Annotated in this window: 23 protein-coding genes; 9 read left to right on the top strand and 14 right to left on the bottom strand. The window is 74.5% G+C overall.

The window, feature by feature from the left end:
- Nucleotides 1–126: 126 nt before the first annotated feature.
- The 3 genes from ACFY60_RS14235 to ACFY60_RS14225 all read left to right on the top strand — a co-directional run bounded on the left by ACFY60_RS14235 (nucleotide 127) and on the right by ACFY60_RS14225 (nucleotide 5,522).
- Nucleotides 127–513 carry a hypothetical protein gene (locus ACFY60_RS14235; protein ID WP_388611748.1) on the top strand — a complete coding sequence of 129 codons (387 nt, stop codon included), beginning with the start codon at nucleotides 127–129 and terminating at the stop codon, nucleotides 511–513.
- A 126-nt stretch (nucleotides 514–639) separates the two neighbouring features.
- Entirely contained in the window at nucleotides 640–2,733 is a 2,094-nt protein-coding gene (locus ACFY60_RS14230; RefSeq protein WP_388611588.1) for a SpoIIE family protein phosphatase, read from the top strand.
- Nucleotides 2,730–5,522, top strand: a complete 2,793-nt coding sequence (locus tag ACFY60_RS14225) for a SpoIIE family protein phosphatase (RefSeq protein WP_388611586.1) — start codon at nucleotides 2,730–2,732, stop codon at nucleotides 5,520–5,522. The genes ACFY60_RS14230 and ACFY60_RS14225 overlap by 4 nt, the downstream gene beginning before the upstream one ends.
- A gap of 38 nt (nucleotides 5,523–5,560) precedes the next feature.
- Here ACFY60_RS14225 and ACFY60_RS14220 read toward each other — a convergent pair whose 3' ends face one another.
- Complete coding sequence (locus ACFY60_RS14220; protein WP_388611584.1) at nucleotides 5,561–6,697, bottom strand: hypothetical protein; 1,137 nt, start codon at nucleotides 6,695–6,697, stop codon at nucleotides 5,561–5,563.
- Nucleotides 6,694–7,626, bottom strand: a complete 933-nt coding sequence (locus ACFY60_RS14215; protein WP_388611582.1) for a 5-dehydro-4-deoxyglucarate dehydratase — start codon at nucleotides 7,624–7,626, stop codon at nucleotides 6,694–6,696. Before ACFY60_RS14215 ends, ACFY60_RS14220 begins: the two co-directional genes overlap by 4 nt.
- A 269-nt stretch (nucleotides 7,627–7,895) precedes the next feature.
- On the opposite strand from ACFY60_RS14215, the gene ACFY60_RS14210 reads away from it, so the two are divergent.
- Nucleotides 7,896–8,705, top strand: a complete 810-nt coding sequence (locus tag ACFY60_RS14210; RefSeq protein WP_388611580.1) for an NAD-dependent epimerase/dehydratase family protein — start codon at nucleotides 7,896–7,898, stop codon at nucleotides 8,703–8,705.
- Nucleotides 8,706–8,926: 221 nt separating this feature from the next.
- On the opposite strand, the gene ACFY60_RS14205 is transcribed toward ACFY60_RS14210, so the two are convergent.
- A complete protein-coding gene (locus ACFY60_RS14205) occupies nucleotides 8,927–9,904 on the bottom strand; it encodes an AraC family transcriptional regulator (protein ID WP_388611578.1) in 978 nt (325 codons plus the stop codon).
- 150 nt (nucleotides 9,905–10,054) lie between these two features.
- Here ACFY60_RS14205 and ACFY60_RS14200 point away from each other — a divergent pair, with 150 nt between their 5' ends.
- Nucleotides 10,055–11,284 (top strand): TerD family protein, encoded by a 1,230-nt coding sequence (locus ACFY60_RS14200; RefSeq protein ID WP_388611576.1) that lies wholly within the window; start codon nucleotides 10,055–10,057, stop codon nucleotides 11,282–11,284.
- Between the two features lie 19 nt (nucleotides 11,285–11,303).
- Here the strand turns inward: ACFY60_RS14200 and ACFY60_RS14195 are convergent, their stop codons facing one another.
- The 4 genes from ACFY60_RS14195 to ACFY60_RS14180 form a co-directional block, all read right to left on the bottom strand.
- Entirely contained in the window at nucleotides 11,304–12,323 is a 1,020-nt protein-coding gene (locus ACFY60_RS14195) for a 1-aminocyclopropane-1-carboxylate deaminase (RefSeq protein WP_388611574.1), read from the bottom strand.
- 203 nt (nucleotides 12,324–12,526) lie between these two features.
- A complete protein-coding gene (locus tag ACFY60_RS14190) occupies nucleotides 12,527–13,219 on the bottom strand; it encodes a GntR family transcriptional regulator (RefSeq protein ID WP_309051471.1) in 693 nt (230 codons plus the stop codon).
- A gap of 67 nt (nucleotides 13,220–13,286) precedes the next feature.
- Nucleotides 13,287–14,729 (bottom strand): alkaline phosphatase PhoX, encoded by a 1,443-nt coding sequence (locus tag ACFY60_RS14185; RefSeq protein ID WP_388611572.1) that lies wholly within the window; start codon nucleotides 14,727–14,729, stop codon nucleotides 13,287–13,289.
- A gap of 140 nt (nucleotides 14,730–14,869) precedes the next feature.
- Nucleotides 14,870–16,330, bottom strand: a complete 1,461-nt coding sequence (locus ACFY60_RS14180) for a hypothetical protein (RefSeq protein ID WP_388611571.1) — start codon at nucleotides 16,328–16,330, stop codon at nucleotides 14,870–14,872.
- Between the two features lie 218 nt (nucleotides 16,331–16,548).
- On the opposite strand from ACFY60_RS14180, the gene ACFY60_RS14175 reads away from it, so the two are divergent.
- A complete protein-coding gene (locus ACFY60_RS14175; protein WP_388611569.1) occupies nucleotides 16,549–18,384 on the top strand; it encodes an endonuclease/exonuclease/phosphatase family protein in 1,836 nt (611 codons plus the stop codon).
- Between the two features lie 56 nt (nucleotides 18,385–18,440).
- Here the strand turns inward: ACFY60_RS14175 and ACFY60_RS14170 are convergent, their stop codons facing one another.
- Nucleotides 18,441–19,154, bottom strand: coding sequence for an antibiotic biosynthesis monooxygenase (locus ACFY60_RS14170; protein WP_388611567.1), 714 nt, complete (start codon nucleotides 19,152–19,154; stop codon nucleotides 18,441–18,443).
- Between the two features lie 115 nt (nucleotides 19,155–19,269).
- On the opposite strand from ACFY60_RS14170, the gene ACFY60_RS14165 reads away from it, so the two are divergent.
- Both ACFY60_RS14165 and dapA read left to right on the top strand, forming a co-directional pair.
- Nucleotides 19,270–19,713, top strand: coding sequence for a GNAT family N-acetyltransferase (locus ACFY60_RS14165; protein WP_388611565.1), 444 nt, complete (start codon nucleotides 19,270–19,272; stop codon nucleotides 19,711–19,713).
- A gap of 110 nt (nucleotides 19,714–19,823) precedes the next feature.
- Entirely contained in the window at nucleotides 19,824–20,708 is an 885-nt protein-coding gene (gene dapA / locus ACFY60_RS14160; protein ID WP_388611563.1) for a 4-hydroxy-tetrahydrodipicolinate synthase, read from the top strand.
- Here dapA and ACFY60_RS14155 read toward each other — a convergent pair.
- From ACFY60_RS14155 to ACFY60_RS14140, 4 genes are read right to left on the bottom strand one after another with little or no spacing between them, the layout of a single operon-like run.
- Nucleotides 20,687–20,905 (bottom strand): hypothetical protein, encoded by a 219-nt coding sequence (locus ACFY60_RS14155; protein ID WP_388611561.1) that lies wholly within the window; start codon nucleotides 20,903–20,905, stop codon nucleotides 20,687–20,689. The genes dapA and ACFY60_RS14155 overlap by 22 nt on opposite strands.
- Nucleotides 20,906–20,965: 60 nt before the next feature.
- Nucleotides 20,966–21,949 carry a 2,3,4,5-tetrahydropyridine-2,6-dicarboxylate N-succinyltransferase gene (gene dapD, locus ACFY60_RS14150; protein WP_388611559.1) on the bottom strand — a complete coding sequence of 328 codons (984 nt, stop codon included), beginning with the start codon at nucleotides 21,947–21,949 and terminating at the stop codon, nucleotides 20,966–20,968.
- Between the two features lie 44 nt (nucleotides 21,950–21,993).
- Entirely contained in the window at nucleotides 21,994–22,656 is a 663-nt protein-coding gene (locus ACFY60_RS14145; RefSeq protein ID WP_388611558.1) for a TetR/AcrR family transcriptional regulator, read from the bottom strand.
- Nucleotides 22,656–22,994, bottom strand: coding sequence for a DMT family transporter (locus tag ACFY60_RS14140; protein ID WP_388611557.1), 339 nt, complete (start codon nucleotides 22,992–22,994; stop codon nucleotides 22,656–22,658). The genes ACFY60_RS14145 and ACFY60_RS14140 overlap by 1 nt, the downstream gene beginning before the upstream one ends.
- A gap of 45 nt (nucleotides 22,995–23,039) precedes the next feature.
- Here ACFY60_RS14140 and ACFY60_RS14135 point away from each other — a divergent pair, with 45 nt between their 5' ends.
- Complete coding sequence (locus ACFY60_RS14135; protein ID WP_388611555.1) at nucleotides 23,040–24,101, top strand: oxidoreductase; 1,062 nt, start codon at nucleotides 23,040–23,042, stop codon at nucleotides 24,099–24,101.
- A gap of 78 nt (nucleotides 24,102–24,179) precedes the next feature.
- On the opposite strand, the gene ACFY60_RS14130 is transcribed toward ACFY60_RS14135, so the two are convergent.
- Together ACFY60_RS14130 and sufU are read right to left on the bottom strand one after the other, a co-directional pair.
- Nucleotides 24,180–24,494: a metal-sulfur cluster assembly factor gene (locus tag ACFY60_RS14130; RefSeq protein ID WP_309053396.1), complete on the bottom strand. Its 315-nt coding sequence runs from the start codon at nucleotides 24,492–24,494 to the stop codon at nucleotides 24,180–24,182.
- Nucleotides 24,495–24,562: 68 nt separating this feature from the next.
- Nucleotides 24,563–25,033, bottom strand: coding sequence for a Fe-S cluster assembly sulfur transfer protein SufU (gene sufU / locus ACFY60_RS14125; protein WP_309053395.1), 471 nt, complete (start codon nucleotides 25,031–25,033; stop codon nucleotides 24,563–24,565).
- Nucleotides 25,034–25,039: the final 6 nt, after the last annotated feature.

The following is a 25,039-nucleotide window of genomic DNA, read 5'->3' as shown; positions in this document are numbered from 1 at the left end:
GATTGGCCCCGGGACCCGCGCTCGCGGTATGCAGGGGGCGCTCGACGTCCGAGCACGCTTTCGAACCGAGTCCCGATCCCGCGGAGGACCGCCGTGCGCCTGCCCCGTTCCCTGTCCGGCTGGACCATGGCGGTCTTCGGCGCGCTGGCCGCCGCGCTCGGCGTGGTGGGCCTGGCCGTCCCGGACGCCCTGCTCACCGTGATGGGCTTCGAGCCGGTGCCGGACGGCGGCCGGGCGGAGGGCGACCACACCCTGGTGTTCCTGACGGCCTCCTCCATGGCCGCGCTCAACATGGGCGTGTACTACGTACTGGCCGCGCTCGCCGACTGGAAGGCCTTCTTCCGCTGGACGGTGCCGTTCCGGCTGCTGACCTGCGCCGTCTTCACCCTGGCCGTGGTGGCCGGCCGCGCCCCGGCCGGGTTCCTGGGGGTGGGCCTGTGGGAGGGGCTCGGCGCGCTGGCGACCGGCGCCGCGCTGCGGTACGAGAGGCGGCGCGGCGCCCCCGCGGCCTGAGCCGGGTCCCGGCCGCCGGGCCGCGCGGCCCGTCCCGCCCGCCGTACGGGCGTCTCCGTGGTGCGGGGCGACCGGGCGGCGGGGAGCATGGAGGAGGACGGGCGGGCGCGGCGGGAGGAGGGCACAGTGACGGCCGGTTCCTTCCCGGGGACGGAGGGCCGGGCCGGTGTGCCCTCCGACGGCGGGGCCGGGGTGCCCTTCGACGGCAGGGGACTCCTCGACGTCCTCGGGGTGGCGGCGGTCGTCCTGGACGGCCGCGGCCGGATCGTCCTCTGGAGCCCGCAGGCCGAGGAGCTGTTCGGCTATCGCGCCGACGAGGCCCTCGGGCGGTACGCGGCCCGGCTGATCGTCGGCCCCGAGCACCGGGACGAGGCGGTCCGCCTCTTCCGCGAGGTCCTCGCGGAGGGATCCACCTGGGCGGGCACCTTCCCCGTGCGGCACAAGGACGGCACGACCCGGTGCGTGGAGTTCCGCAACATGCGGCTCACCGACGACCTCGGCGACCTGTACGCCCTGGGCATCGCCGCCGACCGGGCGGCCGTCGCCCGCGTGGAGACCGAGCTCGCCCTCTCCGACCGGCTGGTCTCCCAGTCCCCCATCGGGCTCGCCGTGCTCGACACCGACCTGCGCTACGTCCTGGTGAACCCGACCCTGGAGCGGATCGACGGCGTACCGGCCGCCCGGCACATCGGGCGGCGGATCGGCGACCTGATGCCGTGGCCCGAGGCCGAGGCGCTGGAGGAGGCGGCGCGCACGGTGCTCGCCACCGGCGCGCCGCTGCTCGACCGGCCCGTGGTGGGCCGGGCCGCGATCGCCCCGGACGAGGGCGAGCGCGCCTGGTCGGTCTCCTTCTACCGCCTGGAGGGCGCCGAGGGCCGGGTCCTCGGGGTGGCGGCCTCGGTGATCGACGTGACCGAGCGGCACCGGGCGGACGCCGAGGCGGACCGCTCCCGGCGGCGCCTGGCGTTCGTCGCGGACGCCTCCACCCGGGTCGGCACCACCCTGGAGGTGGAGCGGACCGCCGACGAGCTGGCCGGGGTGGTGGTGCCCGAGCTGGCGGACATCGCCGCCGTCGACGTGCTCGACTCGGTGCTGTCGCTGCGCCGGCCGGGCGCCCCCGAGCAGGGCCCCGCACTCTTCCGGGCGCTGGCGGTGAAGGCCGCGCACCGGACGGAGGCGCTGCCCGCGGCGGACCCGCCGGGGGCGGTGGCGATGTACGGGGAGGACCGGCTGGTCACCCGGTGCGTGCACACGGGCCGGCCGGTCCTGGTGGAGCGGGTGGGGCCCGAGGACCTGCCCCGGATCGCCCGCGACCCCCAGGCGGCGGAGCGCCTCGCGCGGGCCGGGGTGCACTCGTACCTGGCGGTGCCGCTGATCGCGCGGGGTGAGGTGCTCGGCGCGCTCGACCTCAAGCGGGACCGCAATCCGCTGCCTTTCGACCGGGACGACGTGCTGCTGGCGACGGAGCTGGCCGCGCGGGCGGCGGTCAGCATCGACAACGCGCGCTGGTACCAGAGCGTGCGGAACTCGGCGGTGACGCTCCAGCGCAGCCTGCTGCCCGGGAAGCCGCCGGAGCCGGCCGGCCTGGAGGTGGCGGTCCGCTACCAGCCGGCGCAGGCGTCGAGCGAGGTCGGCGGCGACTGGTACGACGTGATCGAGCTGCCCGACGAGAAGACGGCCCTGGTGGTCGGGGACGTGATGGGCAGCGGCATCGACGCGGCGGCGACGATGGGCCGGCTGCGGACGGCCACCTGCGCCTTCGCCGACCTCGACCTCTCCCCCGCCCAGGTGCTGCGGCACCTGGACCGGATCACCTCCGGTCTGGAGCACTACATCGCCACCTGCCTCTTCGCCGTGCACGATCCGCGCCGTGGGCGGCTGAGGATCGCGAACGCCGGGCATCTGCCGCCCGTCCGGGTCCCGGCCAACGGTCCCGCAGAGCTGGTACGGGTGTCGACGGGCCTGCCGCTGGGGGTGGGCGGCGGGGTGTTCCGTACGGCGCGGGTGCCGTTCCTCCCCGGGGACCTGCTGGTCCTCTACACGGACGGCCTGATCGAGACCCGGGACGCGCCCATCGACGAACGGCTCGCGCTGCTGGTGCGGCTGCTCGACGAGTCGCGCGGGCCGCTGGAGGAGACCTGTGACCGGCTGCTGCGGGCGCTGCGGCGGCCCGGCGCGCCGGACGACGTGGCACTGCTCGTGGCCCGGAGCACGAGATGAGCGGCCGGGCCCGCCGGCACGCCGCCGGCCGGGGACGGGGTCCGCGCGGGCCGGCGGGGCCGGAGCGCGGGACGGGGCTGCGGAGCGTGGCCGGGCAGGTCTTCGCCCTGGAGGCGCTGATCGCGCTCCTGGTGATCGTGGCGGCGGTGCTGGTGACGCTCCACCAGGCCCGGCAGGACACCGAGCGGGACGCCCGGATCCGTTCCCTGGCGGTGGCGGAGGCCTTCGCCAAGGCGCCGGGGGTGGACGAGGCGGTGACCTCGCCCGATCCGACGAAAGTGCTCCAGGACCGGGCGGAGCGGACGCGGCTGGCCACCGGCGTCGACTTCATCGCGGTCCTCGACACCGAGGGGCGCCGGTACACCGACTCGGACCCGTCGCTGATCGGCCGCCGGGCCACCGGCGACCTGTTCCGGGCGTCGGTGGACGGCGAGTCGTTCACGGAGCTGTTCCGGGGCGCTCCGAACGACGCCGTGCGGGCGGTGGTGCCCATCGAGGACGAGCGGGGCCGGATCGTCGGCATGGTCACCAGCGGTATCGAGGTGGAGAGCATCGCCGAGGCGGTGGAGGGGCGGGTGCCGCTGCTGGCGGGCGCGGCGGCGGGTGCCCTGGTGCTCGCGGTGGGCGGGGCGGCCCTGGTGAGCCGGCGGCTGCGGCGGCAGACGCACGGGCTGGGTCCGGCGGAGATGACCCGGATGAAGGAGCACCACGAGGCGGTGCTGCACGCGGTGCGTGAGGGCGTCGTGATCGTGGGGGCGGACCGGCGGCTGCTGCTCGCGAACGACGAGGCGCGGCGGCTGCTCGGCCTGGGCGCGGAGGCGGAGGGCCGGCACGTCTCGGAGCTGGGTCTGGACCCCCGTACGGTCGAGCTCCTGGAGTCGGGGCGGACGGCGACGGACGAGGTGCACCGGGCGGGTGACCGGCTCCTCGCGGTGAGCGTGCGGTCCACGGTCCCGGACGGCAGCGCCTCGGGGAGCGTGATGACGATGCGGGACACCACCGAGCTGGCCGCGCTCTCGGGCCGGGCGGCGGTGGCGCGGGGCCGGCTCCAGCTGCTGTACGAGGCCGGGGTGCGGATCGGCACGACGCTGGAGGTGGTGCGGACGGCCGAGGAGCTGGCGGAGGTCGCGGTGCCGCGCTTCGCGGACTTCGTGACGGTGGAGCTCCTGGAGCCGGTGCTGCGCGGGGAGGAGCCGCCGCCGGCGGAGGCCGGCGCGGCGGAGATGCGGCGGACGGCGCTGAGCGGACTGCGGCCGGAGCAGCCGTTGCAGCCGGTCGGGGACATGGTGCGGTTCCAGGTGCCGAGCACGCCGATGGCCCGGGCCCTGGCGACGGGTCACGCGGTGGTGGAGGCGGAGCTGGCGTCGGCGGAGGGCTGGCGGGCGCAGGACCCGGAGGGGGCGGCGCAGGCGCTGGCGTACGGGATGCACTCGCTGCTGACGGTGCCGCTGCTCGCCCGGGGGGTGGTGCTGGGGATGGCGAACTTCTGGCGGGCGGACACCCCGGAGCCGTACGGGGAGGAGGATCTGTCGTTCGCGGAGGAGCTGGCGGCGCGGGCGGCGGTGGCGATCGACAACGCCCGCCGGTTCACGCGCGAGCACACGATGGCGGTGACGCTGCAGCGGAGCCTGCTGCCGCGGGTGCTGCCGGAGCAGAACGCGGTCGAGGTGGCGTACCGCTACCTGCCGGCGACGGCGGGGGTGGGCGGCGACTGGTTCGACGTGATCCCGCTGCCGGGGGCGCGGGTGGCGCTGGTGGTGGGCGACGTGGTGGGGCACGGGCTGCACGCGGCGGCGACGATGGGGCGGCTGCGGACGGCGGTGCACAACTTCTCGACCCTCGACGTGCCGCCGGACGAACTGCTCGGTCACCTGGACGAGTTGACGGGCCGTATCGACGAGCAGGGGGCGGCGGAGGCGGAGGGCGGCAACGGGCGGCGGCGGGAGGAGGGCATCACCGGCGCGACCTGCCTGTACGCGATCTACGACCCGGCGTCCGGGGTGTGCACGATGGCGAGCGCGGGGCATCCGGGGCCCGCCGTGGTGCGTCCGGACGGGCGGGTGGAGTTCCCCGCGCTGGCACCGGGGCTGCCGCTGGGGCTGGGGCTCGGGGACGCGCCGTTCGAGGCGACGGAGCTGCGGCTGGCGGAGGGCAGCAAGCTGGTCCTCTACACGGACGGCCTGCTGGAGGACCACGGCCGGGACCTGGACACGGGGCTGGGGCTGCTGGGTTCGACTCTGGCCTCGCCCGACCGGAGCCCGGAACAGACCTGCGCGGACGTCCTGGCGACCCTGCTGTCACCGGCGCCCCGGGACGACATCGCGCTCCTGGTGGCGCGGACCCGGCTGCTGGACCGGGAGCGGATCGCGGAGTGGGACGTGGCCCGGGACCCGTCGGCGGTGTCGCCGGTGCGGAACGCGGCGGCGGAGAAGCTGGCCGACTGGGGGCTGGAGGGTCTGGCGTTCACGGCGGAGCTGATCCTGAGCGAGTTGATCACGAACGCGGTGCGGTACGGGGCGGATCCGGTGCGGGTGCGGCTGCTGTACGACCGGCGGCTGATCTGCGAGGTGTCGGACGGCAGCAGCACCTCGCCGCACCTGCGGCACGCGGCGACGACGGACGAGGGCGGCCGAGGCCTGTACCTGGTGGCGCAGTACGCGGAGCGGTGGGGCACCCGGTACGGCCGCCGGGGCAAGACGATCTGGGCGGAGCTGTCGGTGGGGCCGCAGGGTGCCGAACCGGAGGTTCCGGCGCCCGACCTGGACGCGCTGGAGGACCTGGCCTGGTGAGGCGCGGGGCCCGGCCTCTCGCGGCCGGGCCCGGGGGCTCAGCCGAGTTCCTTCAGGGCGGTGCGGACGGCCGCGAGGTCCTCGTCGGAGGCGAGTCCCGCGTGGTAGAGCCGGAGTTCGGTGGCGCCGTCGGCCCTGGCCCGCCCGGCGTCCGCCGCCAGCCGCGCGGGGGCGCCGCCCATGCCGGTGACGACCGGGAGGTTGGCGGCGAGGACGCCGCCGGGGCGGGCGTGGGCGGCGAAGGCGGCGACCTTCGGCGGGCGGGCGACCACCCCGTCGGCGAGGCCGAGGACGTGGGCGGGGTCGGTGCCGGCGTCGGCGCCGCAGCGGTACGGGTCGGGGTCGGCGTGCAGCATGACGCGGAAGCCCGGCGGGGCGGCGGCCCGCACGGCGGCGACGGCGGCCTCCTGGAAGGAGCGGGCGGTCCGGGCGCGCCAGGCCAGCGCGGGGGCCTCCAGGTCACCGAGGCCTCCCGCCGGGCCGGTGCCGGCCCAGACGGGGGCGAGGGCGCGGCGCACGGCGGCGGCGAATTCCTCCGGGTCGGCGCCCTCGGCGGCGTACCCCTCGCGGCAGTGGGGGCAGAAGCAGAGGGACAGCAGGTACTGCTCGCGGTCGCCGCCGAGGGGGACGCCGGAGGTCTTGTCGTGGGCGTGGAGGTGGGCGAGGCCGTACCAGCCGCAGGACTCCAGTTCGGTGCCGGCCGCGCCGGGGCGGACGGCGGCCTCGGCGGCGAGGCCGGTGAGGAGGGCGCGGACGTCGGGGCGGGCGATGCAGGGGGCCCAGGGGTAGCGGTCGCCGTGGGCGTTGACGACGGAGGTCTCGGGGTGTTCGGCGCCGAGGCGGGAGTTGTGGGCGAGGACGACCCAGCTGTGGACCTCCAGGCCGGTTGAGGCGAGGGCTTCGGCGGCCCGGCCGTAGGCGTCGCCGGGGGCCCAGTCGCCGGCCGGGAAGGGGCGCAGCGCGCGGCCGGCCCAGCGGGCGGGGTCCGGCGGGTAGAGCACGGCGGCGTGTTCGGCGGTGACGACGCGGTGGGCGGGGTGGCGGGGGCTGAGGGCGCGGGTGGAGTGGTAGGCGGCGGCGAGGGTGACCTGCGCCAGGCCGAGGCCGGCGAGGAGGTCGGGGGCGGCGGGGTCCCCGTCCACGTCCCAGGGGTAGAGGAAGGCTCCGGTTCTCACGCGCCGGTCTCCTTCAGGAGGGCCCGGCCGTCGTCGAGGAGGCGGGCGAGGGCGTCGAGGTGGGCGGGGTCGGGTTCGCTGAGCGGGGGCCGGACGGGGCCGACGTCGAGTCCGCCCATCCGGACGGCCGCCTTGACGAGGGAGACGGCGTATCCGCGGCCCTGGGAACGGAGTTCGACGAGGGGCCGGTAGAAGCCGTCGATGAGCCGGCGGACGGTGGGCTCGTCGCCCGAGGCGAGGGCGCGGTGGAAGGCGAGGGCGAGGTCGGGGGCGAAGCAGAAGACGGCGGAGGAGTAGAGGTGGACGCCGAGGGCCCGGTAGGCGGGGCCGGTGAGTTCGGCGGTCGGCAGGCCGTTGAAGTACAGCAGGTCCAGGCCCTCGGAGCGGACGGCGCTGATGATCCGCTGCATCAGGTCGAGGTCGCCGAGGCCGTCCTTGAGGCCGACGACGCCGTCGGTGCGGGCGAGGGCGACGGCGGTGGCGGGGGTGAGGACCGCGTTGTCCCGCTGGTAGACGATGACGTCGAGGGGGGTGGCGGCGGCGATGTCGGTGTAGTGGCGCAGCAGGCCCGCCTGGTCGGGGACGACGAGGTACGGGGGCATGGCGAGGAGTCCGTCGGCGCCGGCCTCCGCGGCGAGCCGGGCGTAGCGGATCGCGAGGGCGGTGCCGTAGCCGGTGCCGGCGACGACGGGGACGCGGCCGGCGGTCTCCTCGACGGCGGCGGCGACGCAGGCGTGGAACTCCTCGGGGGTGAGGGCGTGGAACTCTCCGGTGCCGCAGCAGGCGAACACGGCGGCGGCGCCCGCCTCGACACCGGCCCGGACGTGGGCCCGGAAGGTGTCGAGGTCGACGGAGCCGTCCGGTGCGAAGGCGGTGACGGGGAAGAACAGCAGGCCGTCGAGCCGGTCGGCGAACGGGGCAGTGGTCACGGGCGCTCCCAGGGAAGTCCGTCGTGCACGTCTATGACTGTCATCCATATGCATGAACGCTGACCTCTCGCACGCTAGAACAGCCCCGATCGACCGGTCAAGGAGCGAACCTGCCGTACCGCCGAGTCTTGACGCCCCGTCGGCCCGCTCCCTAGCGTGTCCACGGATGTGAATGTCGCTCAGAATGACGCTCTTGCACCCGCGCACGGCCCACCGGCCTTCCGGCGCACCCGTCATCCCACGACCGCCCGACGGAGGAGACCCGCTCCATGCCCGCACCCCGTACCCTCCTGCTCACCGGCGCCGCCGGCGGCGTCGGCACGCTGATGCGGGAGCTGCTGCCCGCGTACGGATACGAGCTCCGCCTCCTCGACGCCGTCCCCGTGCCCGGCGCCCCGGACGCGATCGTCGCCGACCTCGCGGACCGCGCGGCCCTGCGCGAGGCGGTCCGCGGCGCCGACGCCGTCGTGCACCTCGCCGGCATCTCCCTGGAGGCCGAGTTCGAGAAGATCGTGGCCGCCAACATCACCGGCCTGCACCACCTCTACGAGGCCGTCCGCGAGGAGGGCGTCCCGCGCGTCGTCTTCGCCTCCAGCAACCACGCCGTCGGCTTCACGCGGCGCCCCCGCGAGGGCGAGCCGCCCGTTCCCGTGGACACCCCGCACCGGCCCGACACCTTCTACGGCCTCTCCAAGTGCTTCGGCGAGGACCTGGCCCAGCTCTACTGGGACCTCCACGGCGTGGAGACGGTCTCCGTCCGCATCGGCTCCTGCTTCCCCGAGCCCACCTCGGTCCGCATGCTCTCCATGTGGCTGAGTCCGGCCGACTGCGCCCGGCTGCTGCACGCGGCGCTCACCGCCGGGGAGGTCGGCCACACGGTGGTGTACGGCTCCTCGGCCAACACCCGCGCCTGGTGGGACCTCTCCACCGCCCGGGCGCTCGGCTACGCGCCACGGGACGACTCCGAGGAGTTCGCCGAGAAGCTGATCGCCGAGAAGGGCCTGCCGGAACCCGGGAGCGCCGACGACCTGTACCTGGGCGGCCACTTCTGCGTGAACCCGCCGCGCTGGCCGCACTGAGCCCGGCGCGCGGCCGGCGCGGGGGTGGTGAGGTTACTCAGGCCCGGCCGGACGATACGGGGGGGATCCGGCCGGGGCCCGGGTCACGGTCGCGCTGGCAGACCGGACCCGCTCACGGTAGGCGTCCGCGAAGATCATCGCGATCCGCGGAACGCGGCCGCTGTCCGGATAACGCGACCAGTGGGTGCGCGGGCGCGCACACCGGGGCGCACACCCCTGGGTCAGCGCCCCGCGCGCAGGGTCAGGGACGGCGGCTCCCCGAACTTCTCCCGGTAGCGGGCCGCGAACCGGCCCTGGTGCGTGAAGCCCCAGCGCCAGGCCACCTCGCCCACGCTCACCTCGCCGGGCGCCGCCGCCCGCAGCTCCTCGCGCACCCGGTCGAGCCGGACCTCGCGCACGTACGCCATCGGGGACATCCCCACGTACTCCCGGAACGACTCCTGGAGGCGGCGCACGCTCACCCGGGCGAGCGCGGCGAGTTCGGTGGTCGTGAAGGGGTGCTCCGGGCGCTCGCGCACCGCGTCCATGGCGCGCTTGACCGGGGCGGGGCGGCGCGGCTCGCCCGGGTGGTCCAGGGCCTCGCGCCAGGGGTGCTCGGCGGCCAGGAGCAGCCCGTTGAGCAGGGCCTCCTGCAAGGGACGCGCCACCAGTTCGTGCCGGGCCAGGCCGTCGCCGGCGAGGGCCTCGTACGCCACCTGGCGGGCGAAGCGCACCCAGCTGAGGCCCGGGCCGCGCGAGATGTCCAGGCGGGGCGCGAAGGTGAGCGCGCCGCGCGGCGGGGTGCCGAGCAGCTGCTCCAGGCGGTCGCGGAGTTCGGCCGCGCCGACCTTCACCGACAGGGTCCGGCAGTCCCCGGTCCAGCGGTCCAGGACGGTCTCGCCCGCCGGGTCGAGGAGCAGCGCCTCGGACGCCGTGGCGACGATCGGTCCCGCCCCGCCCTGGCGCATCTCCATGCGCCCGCTCAGCGGCGCGTTGACGTGATACGCCCCCAGTTCGCCGAAGCTCATGCGCACGTCGGCCCCGCAGCTCAGGTCGCCGATGACCAACGGCCCCAGGGCGACGGTGTCGAAGCGCGCGGCGAAGGGACGCCGGTCCCGCTCGACGACCGCCATACGGCTGGCGTAGTAGCGCGCGTCCAGCTCCTGGCGCGCCTCGTCGACGTCACGTGTCCGAAAAGAGCTCCCACCCACTGCACCCACGATCCGAAAGAATATTCATATGACGGACGTGACCGGGAACGGCGGGATGTCCGTGATGGTCCGGCCCCGGCCACGACCGGCCGTCACCGGGGTGGCCGAAAACGGTGAAGGTAAGGGAACGGCAAAGGCGCCCGGATCGTTAGCCCTGACATGACCGCTATGACCCCCGGCTCGAACATCCCTCTCACCGCCGTGCGCGTGGCGGTGGACGTCGCCGCGCCCGTCCGGCTCGACGTCTCGGGCCTGCTGCTCGGCGCCGACGGCAAGGTCCGCTCGGACGACGACTTCATCTTCTACAACCAGCCCTCCGGCCCCGGCGTCACCTACCGGGGCGGCGGCGGCACCGCGCCCGACGCGATCCTGGTGGACACCGGCGCCCTGCCCGCCGGCGTCGAGCGGGTGGTCGTCACCGCCAGCCCGGACGCCGCCGGCCAGACCTTCCAGGGCATCGAGCCCACGGCCACCCTGCGCAACGCCGACGACGGCACCGTGCTCGCCACCTTCACCCCGCCCCGCCTGGGCACGGAGACGGCCCTGGTCGTCGTCGAGATCTACCTGCGCAACGGCGCCTGGAAGGCCCGCGCCGTGGGCCAGGGGTACGCCGACGGGCTCGCCGGCATCGCGACCGACTTCGGCGTCAGCGTGGACGAGGAGCCGGCCGCCGCTCCCGCCGCGGCCCCCGTCACGCCGGCCGCCCCGCCGGTGCCGCCCGCCCCGCCGGCGGCTCCCCCGGTGGACCCGCGGGTCGCCGCCCCCGCTCCCCCGGCCCCGGCCGCTCCCCCGGCGGCCCCCGCGGCCACCGGCAAGATCAACCTGGACAAGGGCCGGGTCAGCCTCCAGAAGAACCAGACCGTCTCCCTGGTCAAGGGCGGCCGCCCGCTGCTCTCCCAGGTCAAGATGGGCCTCGGCTGGGAGCCCGCCTACCGGGGCAGGGACATCGACCTGGACGCCTCCGTCATCGCGTACGGGCCGCAGCGCAACCACCTGGACAGCTGCTACTTCGGCCGGCTGTCCATCCTGAACGGGTCGATCAAGCACTCCGGCGACAACCTCACCGGCGAGGGCGCGGGCGACGACGAGGTGATCGTGGTCGACCTGGGCCGCCTCCCCGCCGAGGCCACCGGCCTGGTCTTCACCGTGAACTCCTTCTCCGGCCAGAAGTTCACCGAGGTCGCCAAGGCCTACTGCCGCCTCATGGACGCGGCCACCGGCGAGGAGCTGGTCCGCTTCGACCTGACCACGGCCGAGCCGCAGACCGGCGTCATGATGGCCAAGCTCATCAAGCAGTTCTCCGGTGAGTGGGAGATGACGGCGATGGGCGAGTTCGTGAAGTCCCGCACCGTCCGGGGCATGGTGAAGCCGGCCGCCCAGTCCCTCTGACGGAGGCGGCCGGCCTCCCTCACGAGAACAGGGCGCTGTAGGCGTTGAGGGCGGGCTGGCCGCCGAGGTGGGCGTAGAGCACGGTCGAGTCCCGGCCGATCTCCCCGCGCTCCACCAGGTCGATCAGGCCCGCCATCGACTTCCCCTCGTAGACGGGGTCGGTGACCATCCCCTCGGTACGGGCGGCCAGCCGCATCGCGTCGAGGGTGGCCTCGTCCGGGACGCCGTACACGCCCGCGTGGTACCGCTCGTCGAGTTCCACGTCGGCGGCCGTCACCTCGCGCTCGACGCCGATGAGGGCGGCGGTGTCCCGGGCGATCCGGGTGATCTGCTCGTGGGTGGCGGCGGGCTCGGCGGAGGCGTCGATGCCGATGATCCGGCGGGCCGGGCCGCCCTCCTCGGCGAGCGCGGCGAAGCCGGCGACCATGCCGGCCTGGGTGGAGCCGGTGACCGAGCAGACGACCACCGTGTCGAAGAAGACGCCGAGCTCCCGTTCCTGCTCGGCCACCTCGTAGGCCCACCGGGCGAAGCCGAGGCCGCCGAGCGGATGGTCGGAGGCGCCGGCCGGGATCGCGTACGGCTTCCCGCCTGCCTCCTCGACCTCCCGCAGCGCCCGCTCCCAGCTCTCCTTGACCCCGATGCCGAAGCCGGCCCTCACCAGGCGCACGTCGGCGCCCGCGAGGCGGCTGATCAGGATGTTGCCGACCTTGTCGTAGACGGCGTCGGGCCAGTCGACCCAGCTCTCCTGGACGAGCACGCACGACAGCCCGGCGCGGGCGGCGACCGCGGCGACCTGGCGGGTGTGGTTGGACTGCACGCCGCCGATGGAGACGAGGGTGTCGCAGCCCCGGGCGAGGGCGTCGGCGACGAGGTACTCCAGCTTGCGGGTCTTGTTCCCGCCGTAGGCGATGGGCGAGTTGCAGTCCTCCCGCTTGGCCCACAGCGTCGCCCCGCCGAGGTGGTGGGTGAGCCGGTCGAGGGAGTGGACCGGGGAGGGCCCGAAGAGGAGCGGAAAGCGGTCGAAATCGATGATCGGCAAGGGGTCTCCCGGGGAGTGGAGGGCCGGCCGCGGACGGATTCCCGGGCACGGGGGACGGGCGGTCCCGGCGCTTCGGCGGCGGCGCGGAGGAACGGGGTACGGCTCCGGCGGCGTGACCCGGCGGGCCGGGGCGGCGGCGGAGCGGGGGGTACGGCTCCGGGGCGCGGCGGCGGGCCGGCGGCGCCCCGGGTGCCCGCGGCGGCCTACGGCGCCGAGGGCGCGGGGATGCCGGTGACGTCGGCGACCTCGGTGGCCTCGTCCGCGAGCTGTTCGAGGGCCGCCCAGATCTCCGTGGTGACCCGCACCGCGGCCTCCGCGTCGCCCGCCTCGCAGGCGTCGATGAGGCGCGTGTGCAGTTCGGCGGAGCCGCAGCTGCCCGCGTCGCCGAAGAGGCGCCGCTCGACGCGCCGGATCAGCGGGGTGTAGCGGGCGATGGTGGCGGCGGCGGCGTGGTTGCCGCTGGCGATGACGAGGACCTGGTGGAGGGCGTCGTCGGCGGCCAGGGCGGTCTCGACGTCCGAGTCCCGCACGGCGGCCGAGAACCGCTCGTTGGCCTCGCGCATGGTCCGGATGCCCTCGGGGCCGAGGAGCGGCACACCGGTCCTGGCGGCGAGTTCGTGCATCACCCGCACCACCGAGGCGGCGTCGCGCACGATCCGGCTGACCGGCCGGGTGACCCGGGTGTAGCTCTGCGGCTTCGTCTCGACGAGCCCCTCGTCGCAGAGCCGGGCCAGGGCGTCGCGCACGGGGGCGCGCGAGAGCCCGAGCCGTTCGGCGAGGTCGGCGTCCTTGAGCGGGGCGCCCGGGGCGAGGTCACCGCGCACGATGGCCTCGCGCAGGGACTCGTACGCCCGGTCGCGCAGCAGGGTCCGGCCCACGGGCCGCAGTGCGTCCATGGACTGACATGTTAAATGTCGGTCCATGGACTGACCAGGGTCCAACGTCCCTGGTCCGCGCGGTCGTTCAGCGGCGCGGCTGGCGCCGCCAGGGGCCGGTGACCGCCACCATGATGCCCGGATTCTGGACACAGGCGAAGAGGGTGTCGCCGTCGGGCGAGAAGACGACGCCGGTGAACTCGCTGTCGTTGAGGTCGTTGCGGGCGATCGGGTAGGTGCGGCCCGACTCGGTCGCGCCGAAGAGGTGCTGGACACCCTCGCCGTCCTCGGCGATGACGAGCCCGCCGTACGGGGAGACGGTGATGTTGTCCGGGCCGTCGTAGGCGCCGTCCTCCTCCGGCGTGGCGTTCACGCCGAGCAGCACCTTGAGGGTGAGGGTGCGGCGCTTGGGGTCGTAGAACCAGACCTGGCCGTCGTGGGAGGCGCCCGGGGACTCCTGCCGCGCGTAGGACGACACGACGTACGCGCCGCCGTCGGCCCACCACATGCCCTCCAGTTTGCGGGCGCGGGTCACCTGGTCCGGGCCGAACTGCTCGCGGACGGGGGTGGTGCGGGCGTCCCGGTCGGGGACGTCGACCCAGTCGACGCCGTAGACGGTGCCGATCCGGGTGGCCCGCGAGAGGTCGTCGACGAACCGGCCCCGGGAGTCGATGCACCGGAAGGCCTGGAGCACACCGGCGTCGTCGGCGAGGGTACGGAGCTTCCCGCGCCCGTGCTCGAAGCCGCGCGGCGGCACCCAGCGGAAGAGGAGGCCGTTGGGCTTGGCGGCGTCCTCGGTGAGGTAGGCGTGGCCGCGCCGGGGGTCGATGACGACGGCCTCGTGGTCGTAACGGCCGAAGGCCTTGACCGGGCGGGGGTCGAGGTTGGCCCGGCGGTCGTACGGGTCGACCTCGAAGACGTACCCGTGGTCCTTGGTCATGCCGTTGACGCCGGCGAGGTCGGAGTTCTCCTCGCAGGTGAGCCAGGTGCCCCAGGCGGTGCGCCCGCCGGCGCAGTTGGTGGAGGTGCCGGCGATGCCGACCCACTCGGCGACGGTGCCGTCGCGGTGGACCTCGACGACGGTGCAGCCGCCCGCCGCGGCGGGGTCGTAGACGAGGCCCTCGGTGAGCGGGACCGGGTGGGCCCACCGGGAGCGCGGACCCTTGAGTTCATGGTTGTTGACGAGGTACGTGGTGCCGCGCGGGCCCGCGAAGGCGGCGGTGCCGTCGTGGTTCGAGGGCGTGAACTCGCCGCTCTCCAGGCGGGTGACGCCACTGCGGGTGAGGATCCGGTAGGTGAAGCCCTCGGGCAGGGCGAGCAGGCCGTCCGGGTCGGCGACGAGCGGCCCGTACCCGAGCCGGCGGCCGTGGCCCTCGCCCCGGTCCTCCTCCCGGCCGGTCCCGTACGCGTCCGGCTCGTCGGCGGCGAGCGCCTCGGGGGCGGTGGCCAGCGCCCCGACGGCGCCGGTGAGGACGAGTCCCGCTCCGGCGCCGGCGGACCGCCGGGCGAAGTCTCTGCGGTTGAGGGCCATGGTGTGCGCGCTCCCCTGTGGTGTCCGGATGTCGCCCGCCACCCTTCCGGGCGCACGCGAACGGCGCCTGAACACCACCGGAACGCCCGCCCCGCCCACCGTCGAACCCTCGGGCGGCGCGCACCGCGCGGCCCGTACGCTCAGGCCCCGGCGCTCTGCCCGCCCGTACGCGAGCGGGCCTTGAAGGCGGCCTTGCGGGCCTCCTTCGCCGCGCCCTTGTCCCGGTGCAGCCGCCCCATCGCCTCCAGGACCTCGGCCGTCGCCGGGTGCTCGACCCGCCATGCGGCCTCGAAGAAGCCGCTGTGGCGGCCCGTCAGGCCCTCGACGAGCTCCTGGACCTCCGCGAGGTCGCCGTCCGCGTCCAGCTGCGCCGCGATCGTGTCGATCGCCAGCCAGAAGATCATGGACTCCGGGGGCGCCGGCACGTCCGCCGCACCGCGCTCGGCGAGCCAGACGCGGGCGAGACCGCCGAGCTGGGCGTCGTCCAGGACCTCCCGGACGGCGGGCTCCGCCTCCGGGCCGACCAGCGACAGCGCCTGCTGGCAGTGGAGGCGCCGCAGCGGCGAGGCCGGGTCGGTGCCCCGGGCGGCGGCGAGGAGTTCACGGGCGGCCGCCACGGGCTCGCGCCCGGCCAGCCAGGCGGTGGTCTCGGCGCGGGCGGCGGCCTCCGGGTAGCCGGTGACGCCGTCGAGGAGCACGTCGGCGCCCTTGCCGGCCAGGTCGCCGACGGCGGGCGCGTCCACGCCGGCCTCCAGCATCCGGGCCCGCACGCCGTACAGGCCGAGCGGGGTGAGCCGGACCATGCCGTACCGGGTGACGTCCTCCTCGTCCACCGGCGGCGCGGGCTCCTCGCCCTCCTCGGCCATGAGGGCCTCGTCCACGGGCCGGTAGGCGACGAGCCCGATGGGTTCGAGCAGGCGGAACTGCTCGTCCAGCCGCATCATCGCGTCGGAGACCCGCTCCAGGACGTCGTCGGTGGGTTCGCCCATGTCGTCGGGGACGACCATGGAGGCGGCGAGCGCGGGCAGCGGCACGGGGCCCTCGCCCGGTCCGCCCTCGCTGACGGTCAGCAGGTAGAGGTTGCCGAGGACGCCCTCCAGGAACTCGGCCTCCGCCTCCGGGTCCCAGTCGAGCGACGCGAAGTCGACGGCCCCGTCCTCGTCGAGCATCTCCTCCAGGTCGTCCACGACCGGGACGACGGCGTCGGCGAAGACGGCGTCGAAACCGTCCAGCCAGAGCGCGAGGACGTCCTGCGGGGAGCCGCCGGTGACGACCGCGAGGTTCTCGCCGGGCGCGGCCCGGCCGGGGGTGTCGTCGTGCTCGGCGTCCTCGATGTCCACGAGGCCGGTGTCCACGGCGAGCCGCCAGGCGTCGCCGGCGAGGAGTTCGGCGTCCTCCTCGTCGGTGAGGCCGAGGACCTCGACCGCCTCGGGGAGCTGCTCGTCGGCGAGTTCGCCTCCCGCGCCGACGCGGGTTTCGGGCCCGGCCCAGCGGGCGAGGCGTACCGCGTGGGCGAGGAGGGGGGCGGCCAGGGCGTCCCGCGCCAGCTCCGCGTCCGAGGGCAGCCGAACGGGGGGAAGGGTGGGCTGGTCCGCTGCCATGGGGAAGGTCTCCTCGACGCGTACGTGATGGGGTGACGGGACGGGCCCGCGGGGGCGGGCGGTCCTCAGCGTAGACGCATCCGGGAGGGCGTCCGCCGGTTCACCGGCCCGTCGTCCTTCGTACACCCGTCGACTCTTGACAAGTGCACCTTCCAGCCAAGAGATTGACGCGCGTAGAACCCCTTTGTCTTTTCTCCAAGCACCCTCGGAGTCCCTTCATGTCTTCCTCCATACCGAGATCCGCCGCAGTCTCCGCGGTCGTGGCGGCCGCTCTCGCCGCCGGACTGCTCGCCGGTTCGTCGAGCGCCGTCGCGGAGGACACCGCCGCCGTCCGCATCCACGACATCCAGGGCACCACCCGTCTGTCGCCCTACGCGGGCAAGCAGGTCACGGGCGTCACGGGCATCGTCACCGGTGTCCGCACGTACGGCTCGCGCGGCTTCTGGATCCAGGACCCCGAGGCGGACGCGGACCCGGCGACGAGCGAGGGCCTCTTCGTCTTCACCAGCTCCGTCCCGACCGTCGCGGTCGGCGACGCCGTCCGGGTGAACGGCACGGTCACTGAGTACGTCCCCGGCGGCCTGAACTCGGGCAACCAGTCCCTCACCCAGCTCTCCCGGCCGACGGTCACCGTGGTGTCGAAGGGCAACCCCGTCCCGGCCCCGGTGACGATCGCCCCCTGGTCGGTCCCGGACGCCTACGCCCCGGCGGGTGACCCGGCCGCGGGCGGCTCGGTCAACGGCCTGACGCTGGACCCGGAGACGTACGCCCTGGACTACTACGAGTCCCTGGAGGGCACCAACGTCCGCGTCGGCTCCTCGCGGGTGGTCGGCGCGACCGACCCGCACGCGGAGCTGTGGGTGACGGTGAAGCCGTGGGAGAACCGCAACGCGCGCGGCGGCACGGTCTACGGCTCGTACACCTCGCAGAACACCGGCCGGATCCAGATCCAGTCGCTGACCCCGCTCGCCCAGCAGCCCTTCCCGAAGGCGAACGTGGGCGACTGGCTGACCGGCACCACCGAAGGTCCGCTCGACTTCAACCAGTACGGCGGCTACACCCTGACGGCCCGCACCCTCGGCACGGTCGAGGACGGCGGCCTGGAGCGCGAGACCACGGCGAAGCAGCACAAGAACGAGCTGGCCGTGGCGACGTACAACGTCGAGAACCTCGACCCGACCGACCCGCAGGAGAAGTTCGACGCGCTGGCGAAGGCCGTCGTGAAGAACCTCGCCTCGCCGGACATCCTGGCCCTGGAGGAGATCCAGGACGACAACGGCGCCAAGAACGACGGCACCGTGTCGGCCGCCCTGACGCTGAAGAAGTTCACGGACGCGATCGTGGCGGCCGGTGGCCCGGCGTACGAGTGGCGCTCCGTGGACCCGCAGAACAACAAGGACGGCGGCGAGCCCGGGGGCAACATCCGTCAGGTCTTCCTCTTCAACCCCGAGCGGGTCTCCTTCACGGACCGCGCGGGCGGCGACGCCACCACCGCGACCACCGTGACCGGCACGAAGGGCCGCGCGGCCCTGTCGGTCTCGCCGGGCCGGATCGACCCGGCGAACGCGGCCTGGGACAACAGCCGCAAGCCGCTCGCGGGCGAGTTCGTCTTCCGCGGCCGCACGGTCTTCGTGATCGCCAACCACTTCGGCTCCAAGGGCGGCGACGAGTCCCTGACGTCGCACCACCAGCCGCCGAATCGTTCCTCCGAGGCCAAGCGGGTGCTCCAGGCGCAGGCGGTCAACGCGTTCGTCAAGGACATCGTGGCACTGGAGAAGCAGGCCGACGTCCTCGTCGTCGGCGACATCAACGACTTCGAGTTCTCCGCGACGACCGAGGCCCTCACGGAGGGCGGGGTGCTGTACCCGGCGGTGAAGTCGCTGCCCCGCCCGGAGCGCTACTCGTACGTCTTCCAGGGCAACAGCCAGGTCCTCGACCAGATCCTGACCAGCCCGGGCGTGCACCACTTCACCTACGACAGCGTGCACATCAACGCCGAGTTCGCGGACCAGGACAGCGACCACGACCCGCAGGTGCTGCGCTTCCGACCGTAGCGGCGGTGCCCCGGCACGCGCCGGGGCCGGGCCGCCGCCGCGACGGGCGGCGGCCCCTACGCGCCCGGGCTCAGGCTGAGCGCGGGCACGTACCGGCGCATCCGGCTGCCGGTGAGGCCCGGGTGGTGGTGGACCGCCGCCCAGGCCTCGCCGAGCGGTTCCCCGCCGGACAGCCAGTCCGCGTGCGCCCGCTCGCTCTCCCACTCGGCGAGGTTGAGGACGCGGGTGCCGTCGGCGGAGAGGTGGAAGTGGGCGCCGATCCCGCCGTGGGCCGGCCGCTCGCCCGCGTCGCCGGCCAGGGCCGCGCACACGGCGTCCACCCAGGCCCGCCGGCGCGCGGGGCCGACGTCCGCGAACTCCGCCTCCACGGCCACCAGGACACCGGGCAGGGCTCCCGCGCTCGCCGGGTCGAGCGGGACGGAGCGGTAGGGCGGCGCGTAGCGGTGGAGGACGACCCGCTCGATCCCGGGCACGGACGCGTCGATCTCGGCGTTCCGGCCGTCCCGGTGGGTGCGCACGAAGTCCTGGTAGGCCTGCTCGCCGGTCCACTGCGAGTGGTGCAGCAGCGTGTCCCCGTCCGTGCCGGCGTGAGCGCTGTACGACAGGAGGCGCGGATCGGGCCACGGCCGGCTCTCCCAGGCGGCGCGGATCGCCTCGACGGCGGCGCGCTGCCGTGCGGGGGTGCCCACCCGCCAGGTGCTCACCATGACCTGGCCGGTGCCCGGGCGGGTGAGGTTCGGGCGGGCGTGGGGGTGCGTGACGGTGTTCACAAAAGGTCTCCTCCGATCGGTCGGGTCCGTGCACGGGGGCGGTCCTCCCGGGCACGGCCCACCCTGGTACCTCGACCAAAGTTGAGGTCAAGGCCGTCGTGGCACACTTCCGGCCATGGTCCTCCGACCGGCCACCCGCGCCGAACTCCCCGCGGTCCTCGCCCTGCTCGCCGACGAGGAGACCGTCGTCGACGCCGCCTCGGTGGTGGTCACGGAGGCGTACGAGCGTGCCTTCGCGGCGATCACGGCCGATCCGCGTAACGAGATGCTGGTCCTGGTGGACGGCGGTCTCGTCCTCGGCTGCCTCCAGGCCACCTCCATACCGGGGCTCGGCAAGGGCGGGGCGGAGCGGGCCCTGTTCGAGGCGGTCCGGATCCGGGCCGACCGGCGCGGCGGCGGCCTCGGGCGGGATCTGATGGAGCGGGCCGTGGCGCGGGCGCGCGGCCGTGGCTGCGCGCTGGTCCAGCTGACCAGCGACAAGCGGCGGGAGGCCGCCCACCGCTTCTACGCGTCGCTGGGGTTCGCGCGCAGTCACGACGGCTTCAAGCCGGCTCTCTGACGGCGGGATCCTGCGAGCGCGGCCGACACCCCGTCGTTCAGCTGAACTGAATCTTCGCGCCAAGCAGATCTAAGTGGACCTTCACGGTCGGGGCGGACCAGACTCTCCGCATGACCACGGAACGTCCTTTCGGCCGCGCGCTCTGCGCGATGATCACCCCCTTCACCCCCTCCGGCGGGCTGGACCCGGACGGGGCGGGCGAACTGGCGGTACGGCTCGTCGCGGAGGGCTGTGACGGACTCGTCCTCAACGGCACCACCGGCGAGTCCCCGACCACCTCGGACGCCGAGAAGGCGGCGCTGGTCCGCGCCGTGCGGGCGGCCGTGGGGCCGGGCGTGCCGTTGCTGACCGGGGTCGGAACGGCCGACACCCGGCACACGGTGGAACTGGCGCGCCAGGCCGAGGCGGCGGGGGCGGACGGGCTGCTCGTCGCCTCCCCGTACTACAGCCGGCCGCCGCAGGCCGCCCTGGAGGCGTACTTCCTGCGGGTGGCGGACGCGACCGGGCTGCCGGTGGTGGTGTACGACATCCCGGGCCGCACCGGCACCCGGGTCGAGCCGGCGACCCTGCGGCGCCTGGCGGAGCACCCGCGGATCGTGGCGGTGAAGGACTGCTCCTACGACCTGTACGCCGCGGGGCGGCTGATCGCCGAGACGCCGCTCGCGTACTACTCGGGCTGCGAGGAGCTGAACCTGCCGCTGTACGCGCTCGGCGGCGCGGGCTGGATCAGCACCGTGGCCAATGTGGCGCCCCGTCAGCTCCGCGAGGTGCTGGACGCCTTCGACGCGGGCGACACGGCACGGGCGGCCCGGCTCCACGCGCGGACCCTGCCCCTGGCCGAGCTGATGATGGCCTCGGGCCTGCCGGGCACCGTGGCGGTCAAGGCGCTGCTGGGCGGGTCGGTGCGCGAACCGCTGCAGCCCGCCGACCGAACGGCGGTCGACGGGCTGCGGGCGGCGTACGAGGCCCTGGTTCAGGCGGAGTCGGTGGTGTAGGTCCGGCCGAGGATCGCGGCGTGCTCCAGGACGTCCTCCAGCGGGTCGTCGATCTGCCCCGTGTGGAGCCGCAGACCCGGCCCGTTGGTGACCTCGGGCCCCTGGTGGGTGTGGGTCTCGTCGGCCCGGGCCGCCCCCGCCGGCAGCAGTGCCGCCGCCGCCGTGAGCAGTCCGGCGATCACGTGCCTGGTCCTCATGTCGACTCCTCGTTGATCCGTTCAGGTGACCCCGCGCCTTGTTAACGCGGGGTCGGCGGATCAGTTGTGGCTGTGGAGGATGTCGTTCAGGCCGCCCCAGACCGCGTTGTTCGGGCGGGCCTCGACGGCGCCGGTGACCGAGTTGCGTCGGAAGAGGATGTTCGAGGCGCCGGAGAGCTCGCGGGCCTTGACGATCTGGCCGTCGGGCATGGTGACCCGGGTGCCGGCGGTGACGTACAGGCCGGCCTCCACGACGCACTCGTCGCCGAGGGCGATGCCGACGCCCGCCTCGGCACCGATCAGGCAGCGCTCGCCGATCGAGATGACGACGTTCCCACCGCCGGACAGCGTGCCCATGGTGGAGGCGCCGCCGCCGATGTCGGAGCCGTCGCCGACGACGACGCCGGCGGAGATGCGGCCCTCGACCATGGAGGTGCCGAGGGTGCCGGCGTTGAAGTTGACGAAGCCCTCGTGCATGACGGTGGTGCCGGCGGCCAGGTGGGCGCCCAGGCGGACCCGGTCGGCGTCGGCGATGCGGACGCCGGTGGGCACGACGTAGTCGGTCATGCGGGGGAACTTGTCGATCGAGGTCACCTGGAGGTGCAGGCCCTCGGCGCGGGCGTTGAGCCGCACCTTCTCGATGTCGTCCACGGCGACCGGGCCGAGCGAGGTCCAGGCGACGTTGGCGAGGAGACCGAAGACGCCGTCCAGGCTCTGGCCGTGCGGCTTGACGAGCCGGTGGCTCAGCAGGTGCAGGCGCAGGTAGGCGTCGTGCGCGTCGAGCGGCTTCTCGTCGAGCGAGGCGATGACGGTGCGGACGGCGACCACCTCGACGCCCCGGCGGGCGTCCACGCCGAGGGCCTTGGCGGCACCTTCGCCGAGGGCGTTCACCGCCGCCTCGGGGGTGAGGCGCTCGGTACCGGCGGGGCCGTGCGCGTCGGTCAGCTCGGGAGCGGGGAACCAGGTGTCGAGAACGGTGCCGTCACCGGCGAGGGTGGCGAGGCCGGCGGCGACGGCGCCGGTGGTGCGAGGAGCAGTGGTCATGACGGAAAACCTAACCGGCCGGGCCCCGCGCGGGCCAACCGGTCTCAGGAGTCGGTCCGCTCCCCCGGCGGTTGCGACGAACCGCCGGCCTGCGGGTTCGGTCCTTCCTCCGGCCCGCCGGCGCCCCGGCCCCCCGCCCGGCCCGGGTCCTCGTCGTGCGGTGCCTCGCACAGGAGGCGGGCGAACATCTCGCGCGCGTACCCCTCGTCGTACCGGCCGCCGGTCAGGAGCACCTGGAGGCAGATGCCGTCCATGAGGGCGATCGCGGCGCGGGCGGTGGCGGGGTCGGTGCGGCGGGCGAGCACCTCGGCGACGGCCTCGGTCCACTCGGCGGCGACCGGGCGCAGGGCGGGGCGGCGCAGGGCGGCGAGGTAGAGCTCGTACTCCAGCTCCGTACCGGCCCGCGCGCCGTCGAGCCACTCCGCCAGGAGCCCGGCGAGGGTGGGGGCGAGGGCGGCGGCCGAGTCCGCCAGGGCCGGGTGCTCGCGCAGCCGCCGCCCGAAGCCCTCGCAGGCCTTGCGGAGCGCGGCGACGAGCAGTTCGTCGAGGGAGGCGAAGTGGTACGTGGTCGAGCCCAGCGGCACGTCGGCCTCGGCGGCGGCGGTGCGGTGGCTCAGGCCCGCGATCCCCCGCCGGGCGACCACCCGCAGGGCCGCGTCGACGATCCGTTCGCGCCGCTCGGGGTCGTGGCGGCGGGCGCGGGCCATCAGTGCGCGCCCCCGAGGTTGAGGACGACGACCCCGGCGACGATGAGCACGATCCCGGCGATCTTGGCGAGGGTGAGGGCCTCACCGAGGAAGAGGACGCCGAGGGCGGCGACGGCGGCGGTGCCGACCCCGGACCAGATGGCGTACGCGGTGCCGACCTGGAGCGTCTTGAGGGCCTGCGCGAGGAGCGCGAAGGCGACGACGTAGCCGACGCCGGTGATCAGCGAGGGCCAGAGCCTGGTGAAGCCGTCGCTGTACTTCATCGAGGTGGTGGCGAGGATCTCCGCCACGATGGCGCCCGCCAGCAGTCCGTATCCCATGCGTACGAGCGTACACATGAAGGTGTACGCCCGTACACATCGGCTGCGGATACGGTGTCCCGCATGACGTACCCCCCTGGCCCGCCCTACGGCTACGGCTATGCGCCGCCGCCCCCGCCGCCGAAGCCCGGCGTGATACCCCTCGCACCGCTCGGCCTCGGCGCGATCCTCTCCGGTGCCTTCGGCGCCTTCGGCCGCCACTGGAAGCAGCTGCTCGGTCTCGCGGCCGCCGTCTACGGCGGAGCCATCCTGCTCGTGGGGGTCGCCCTGCTGCTCGCGTTCGCCGCCGTGGGCGACCTCTTCCCGGCGGTCTTCGACACGCCGGAGGGCCAGGAGCCGCCCTGGGACGACGTCCGGCCGCTCCTCTTCGCCTTCGTCTGCGTCTGGATCGCCGGGGCGCTCGTCGTCCTGTGCGCCAACGCGGTGATGGCCGCCGCCTGCCCCGCCGTCGTCCAGGAGGCCGTCCTCGGCCGCTCGCTCACCTTCGGCACGCTCTGGCGCCGCTCCTGGGCCCGCATGCCGTCCGTGCTCGGGACGGTGGTCCTCACCAGTCTCGCCCTGGCGCTGCCCCTGCTGCTCCTGCTCGTCGGCTTCGTCGGCATGGTGATCGGGCTGATCGCCTCCGTGGACAGCGCCTCGGGCCTCTCGGACAGCGAGGGGTGGACGGTGGCCCTGATCGCGCTGGCGACCGCCGTGCTCGTCACCCCGCTCGCGCTGTGGATCTGGGTGAAGTTCAGCCTGGCCCCGGCGGCGGCCGTGATGGAGGGCCAGGGCGCCCTCGCCTCGATGCGCCGCTCCTCCGCCCTCGTCCGCGGCTCGTGGTGGCGCGTCTTCGGCATCCTGCTGCTCGTCGGGCTGATGACGACCGTGGTCAGCTGGCTGATCCAGCAGATCCTGTCCCTGATCGTCTCCACGCCGCTGGCGGGCATGGACCTCTCGGACGGCGAGCCGGCCACGGTGATCGCCGCCGTCGCCGTGGTGGTCGCCCTGCTGCTCCTCGGCCAGCTGGTCGGCCAGGTGATCGTCTCCGTCTTCCCGCCCCTGGTGACGGCCCTGCTCTACGTGGACCAGCGTCTGCGCAAGGAGAACCTGGGCCCGGAGCTGGCCCGCGCGGCGGGGTACTGACCCCCGGCGGCGTACGGGAACGGCCGCGCCCTTCAGCAGGGCGCGGCCGTTCCGCGGGTACGCGAGAGGTCGCGCGGGTCAGACGTTGAAGCCGAGCGCGCGCAGCTGCTCCCGGCCGTCGTCCGTGATCTTGTCCGGGCCCCACGGCGGCATCCAGACCCAGTTGATCTTCAGTTCCCGGACGAGCCCGTCGGTGGCGGACTTCGCCTGGTCCTCGATCACGTCGGTCAGCGGACAGGCCGCCGACGTCAGGGTCATGTCCAGCGTCGCGACGTTGGAGTCGTCGATGTGGATGCCGTAGATCAGGCCCAGGTTGACGACGTCGATGCCCAGCTCGGGGTCGACCACGTCGTACAGGGCCTCGCGGACCTCCTCCTCGGAGGCCGGCTTCATGGCGCCCGCCCCGGCCTCGGGGGCCGTGTCCACCGCGCTCTCGGTCGCGTTCTCGGTCGCGTTCTCGGTCATGCCGACTTCCTCACAGATGTATCGGAGTCCCCCAGCGCCTGAGCCGTCGCGTCCTTCCACGCCATCCAGCTGAGCAGCGCGCACTTCACCCGGGCCGGGTACTTGGACACCCCGGCGAACGCGACCGCGTCCTCCAGGATCTCCTCCATCGCGTCGTCGGGCTCGATCTGCCCCTTGGACTGCATCAGCTCCAGGAAGGTGCCCTGGATCTTCTGCGCCTCGGCCAGCTCCTTGCCGACGAGCAGCTCGTTGAGGACCGAGGCCGACGCCTGGCTGATGGAACAGCCCTGGCCCTCGTACGAGACGTCCTCGATGCGGTCGCCGTCGTACTTCACGCGGAGCGTGATCTCGTCGCCGCACGTCGGGTTGACGTGGTGCACCTCGGCGTCGCCGTCCCGCAAGCCCCGCCCGTGCGGGTGCTTGTAGTGGTCCAGGATGACGTCCTGGTACATCGAATCCAGCTTCACAGCTCA

Origin of the sequence: Streptomyces sp. NPDC012827 (assembly GCF_042900905.1) — a bacterium.
Lineage (GTDB): Bacteria > Actinomycetota > Actinomycetes > Streptomycetales > Streptomycetaceae > Streptomyces > Streptomyces gulbargensis.
The sequence above is the reverse complement of the archived record's forward strand: the minus strand, read 5'-3'. Positions and strand labels throughout refer to the sequence as shown.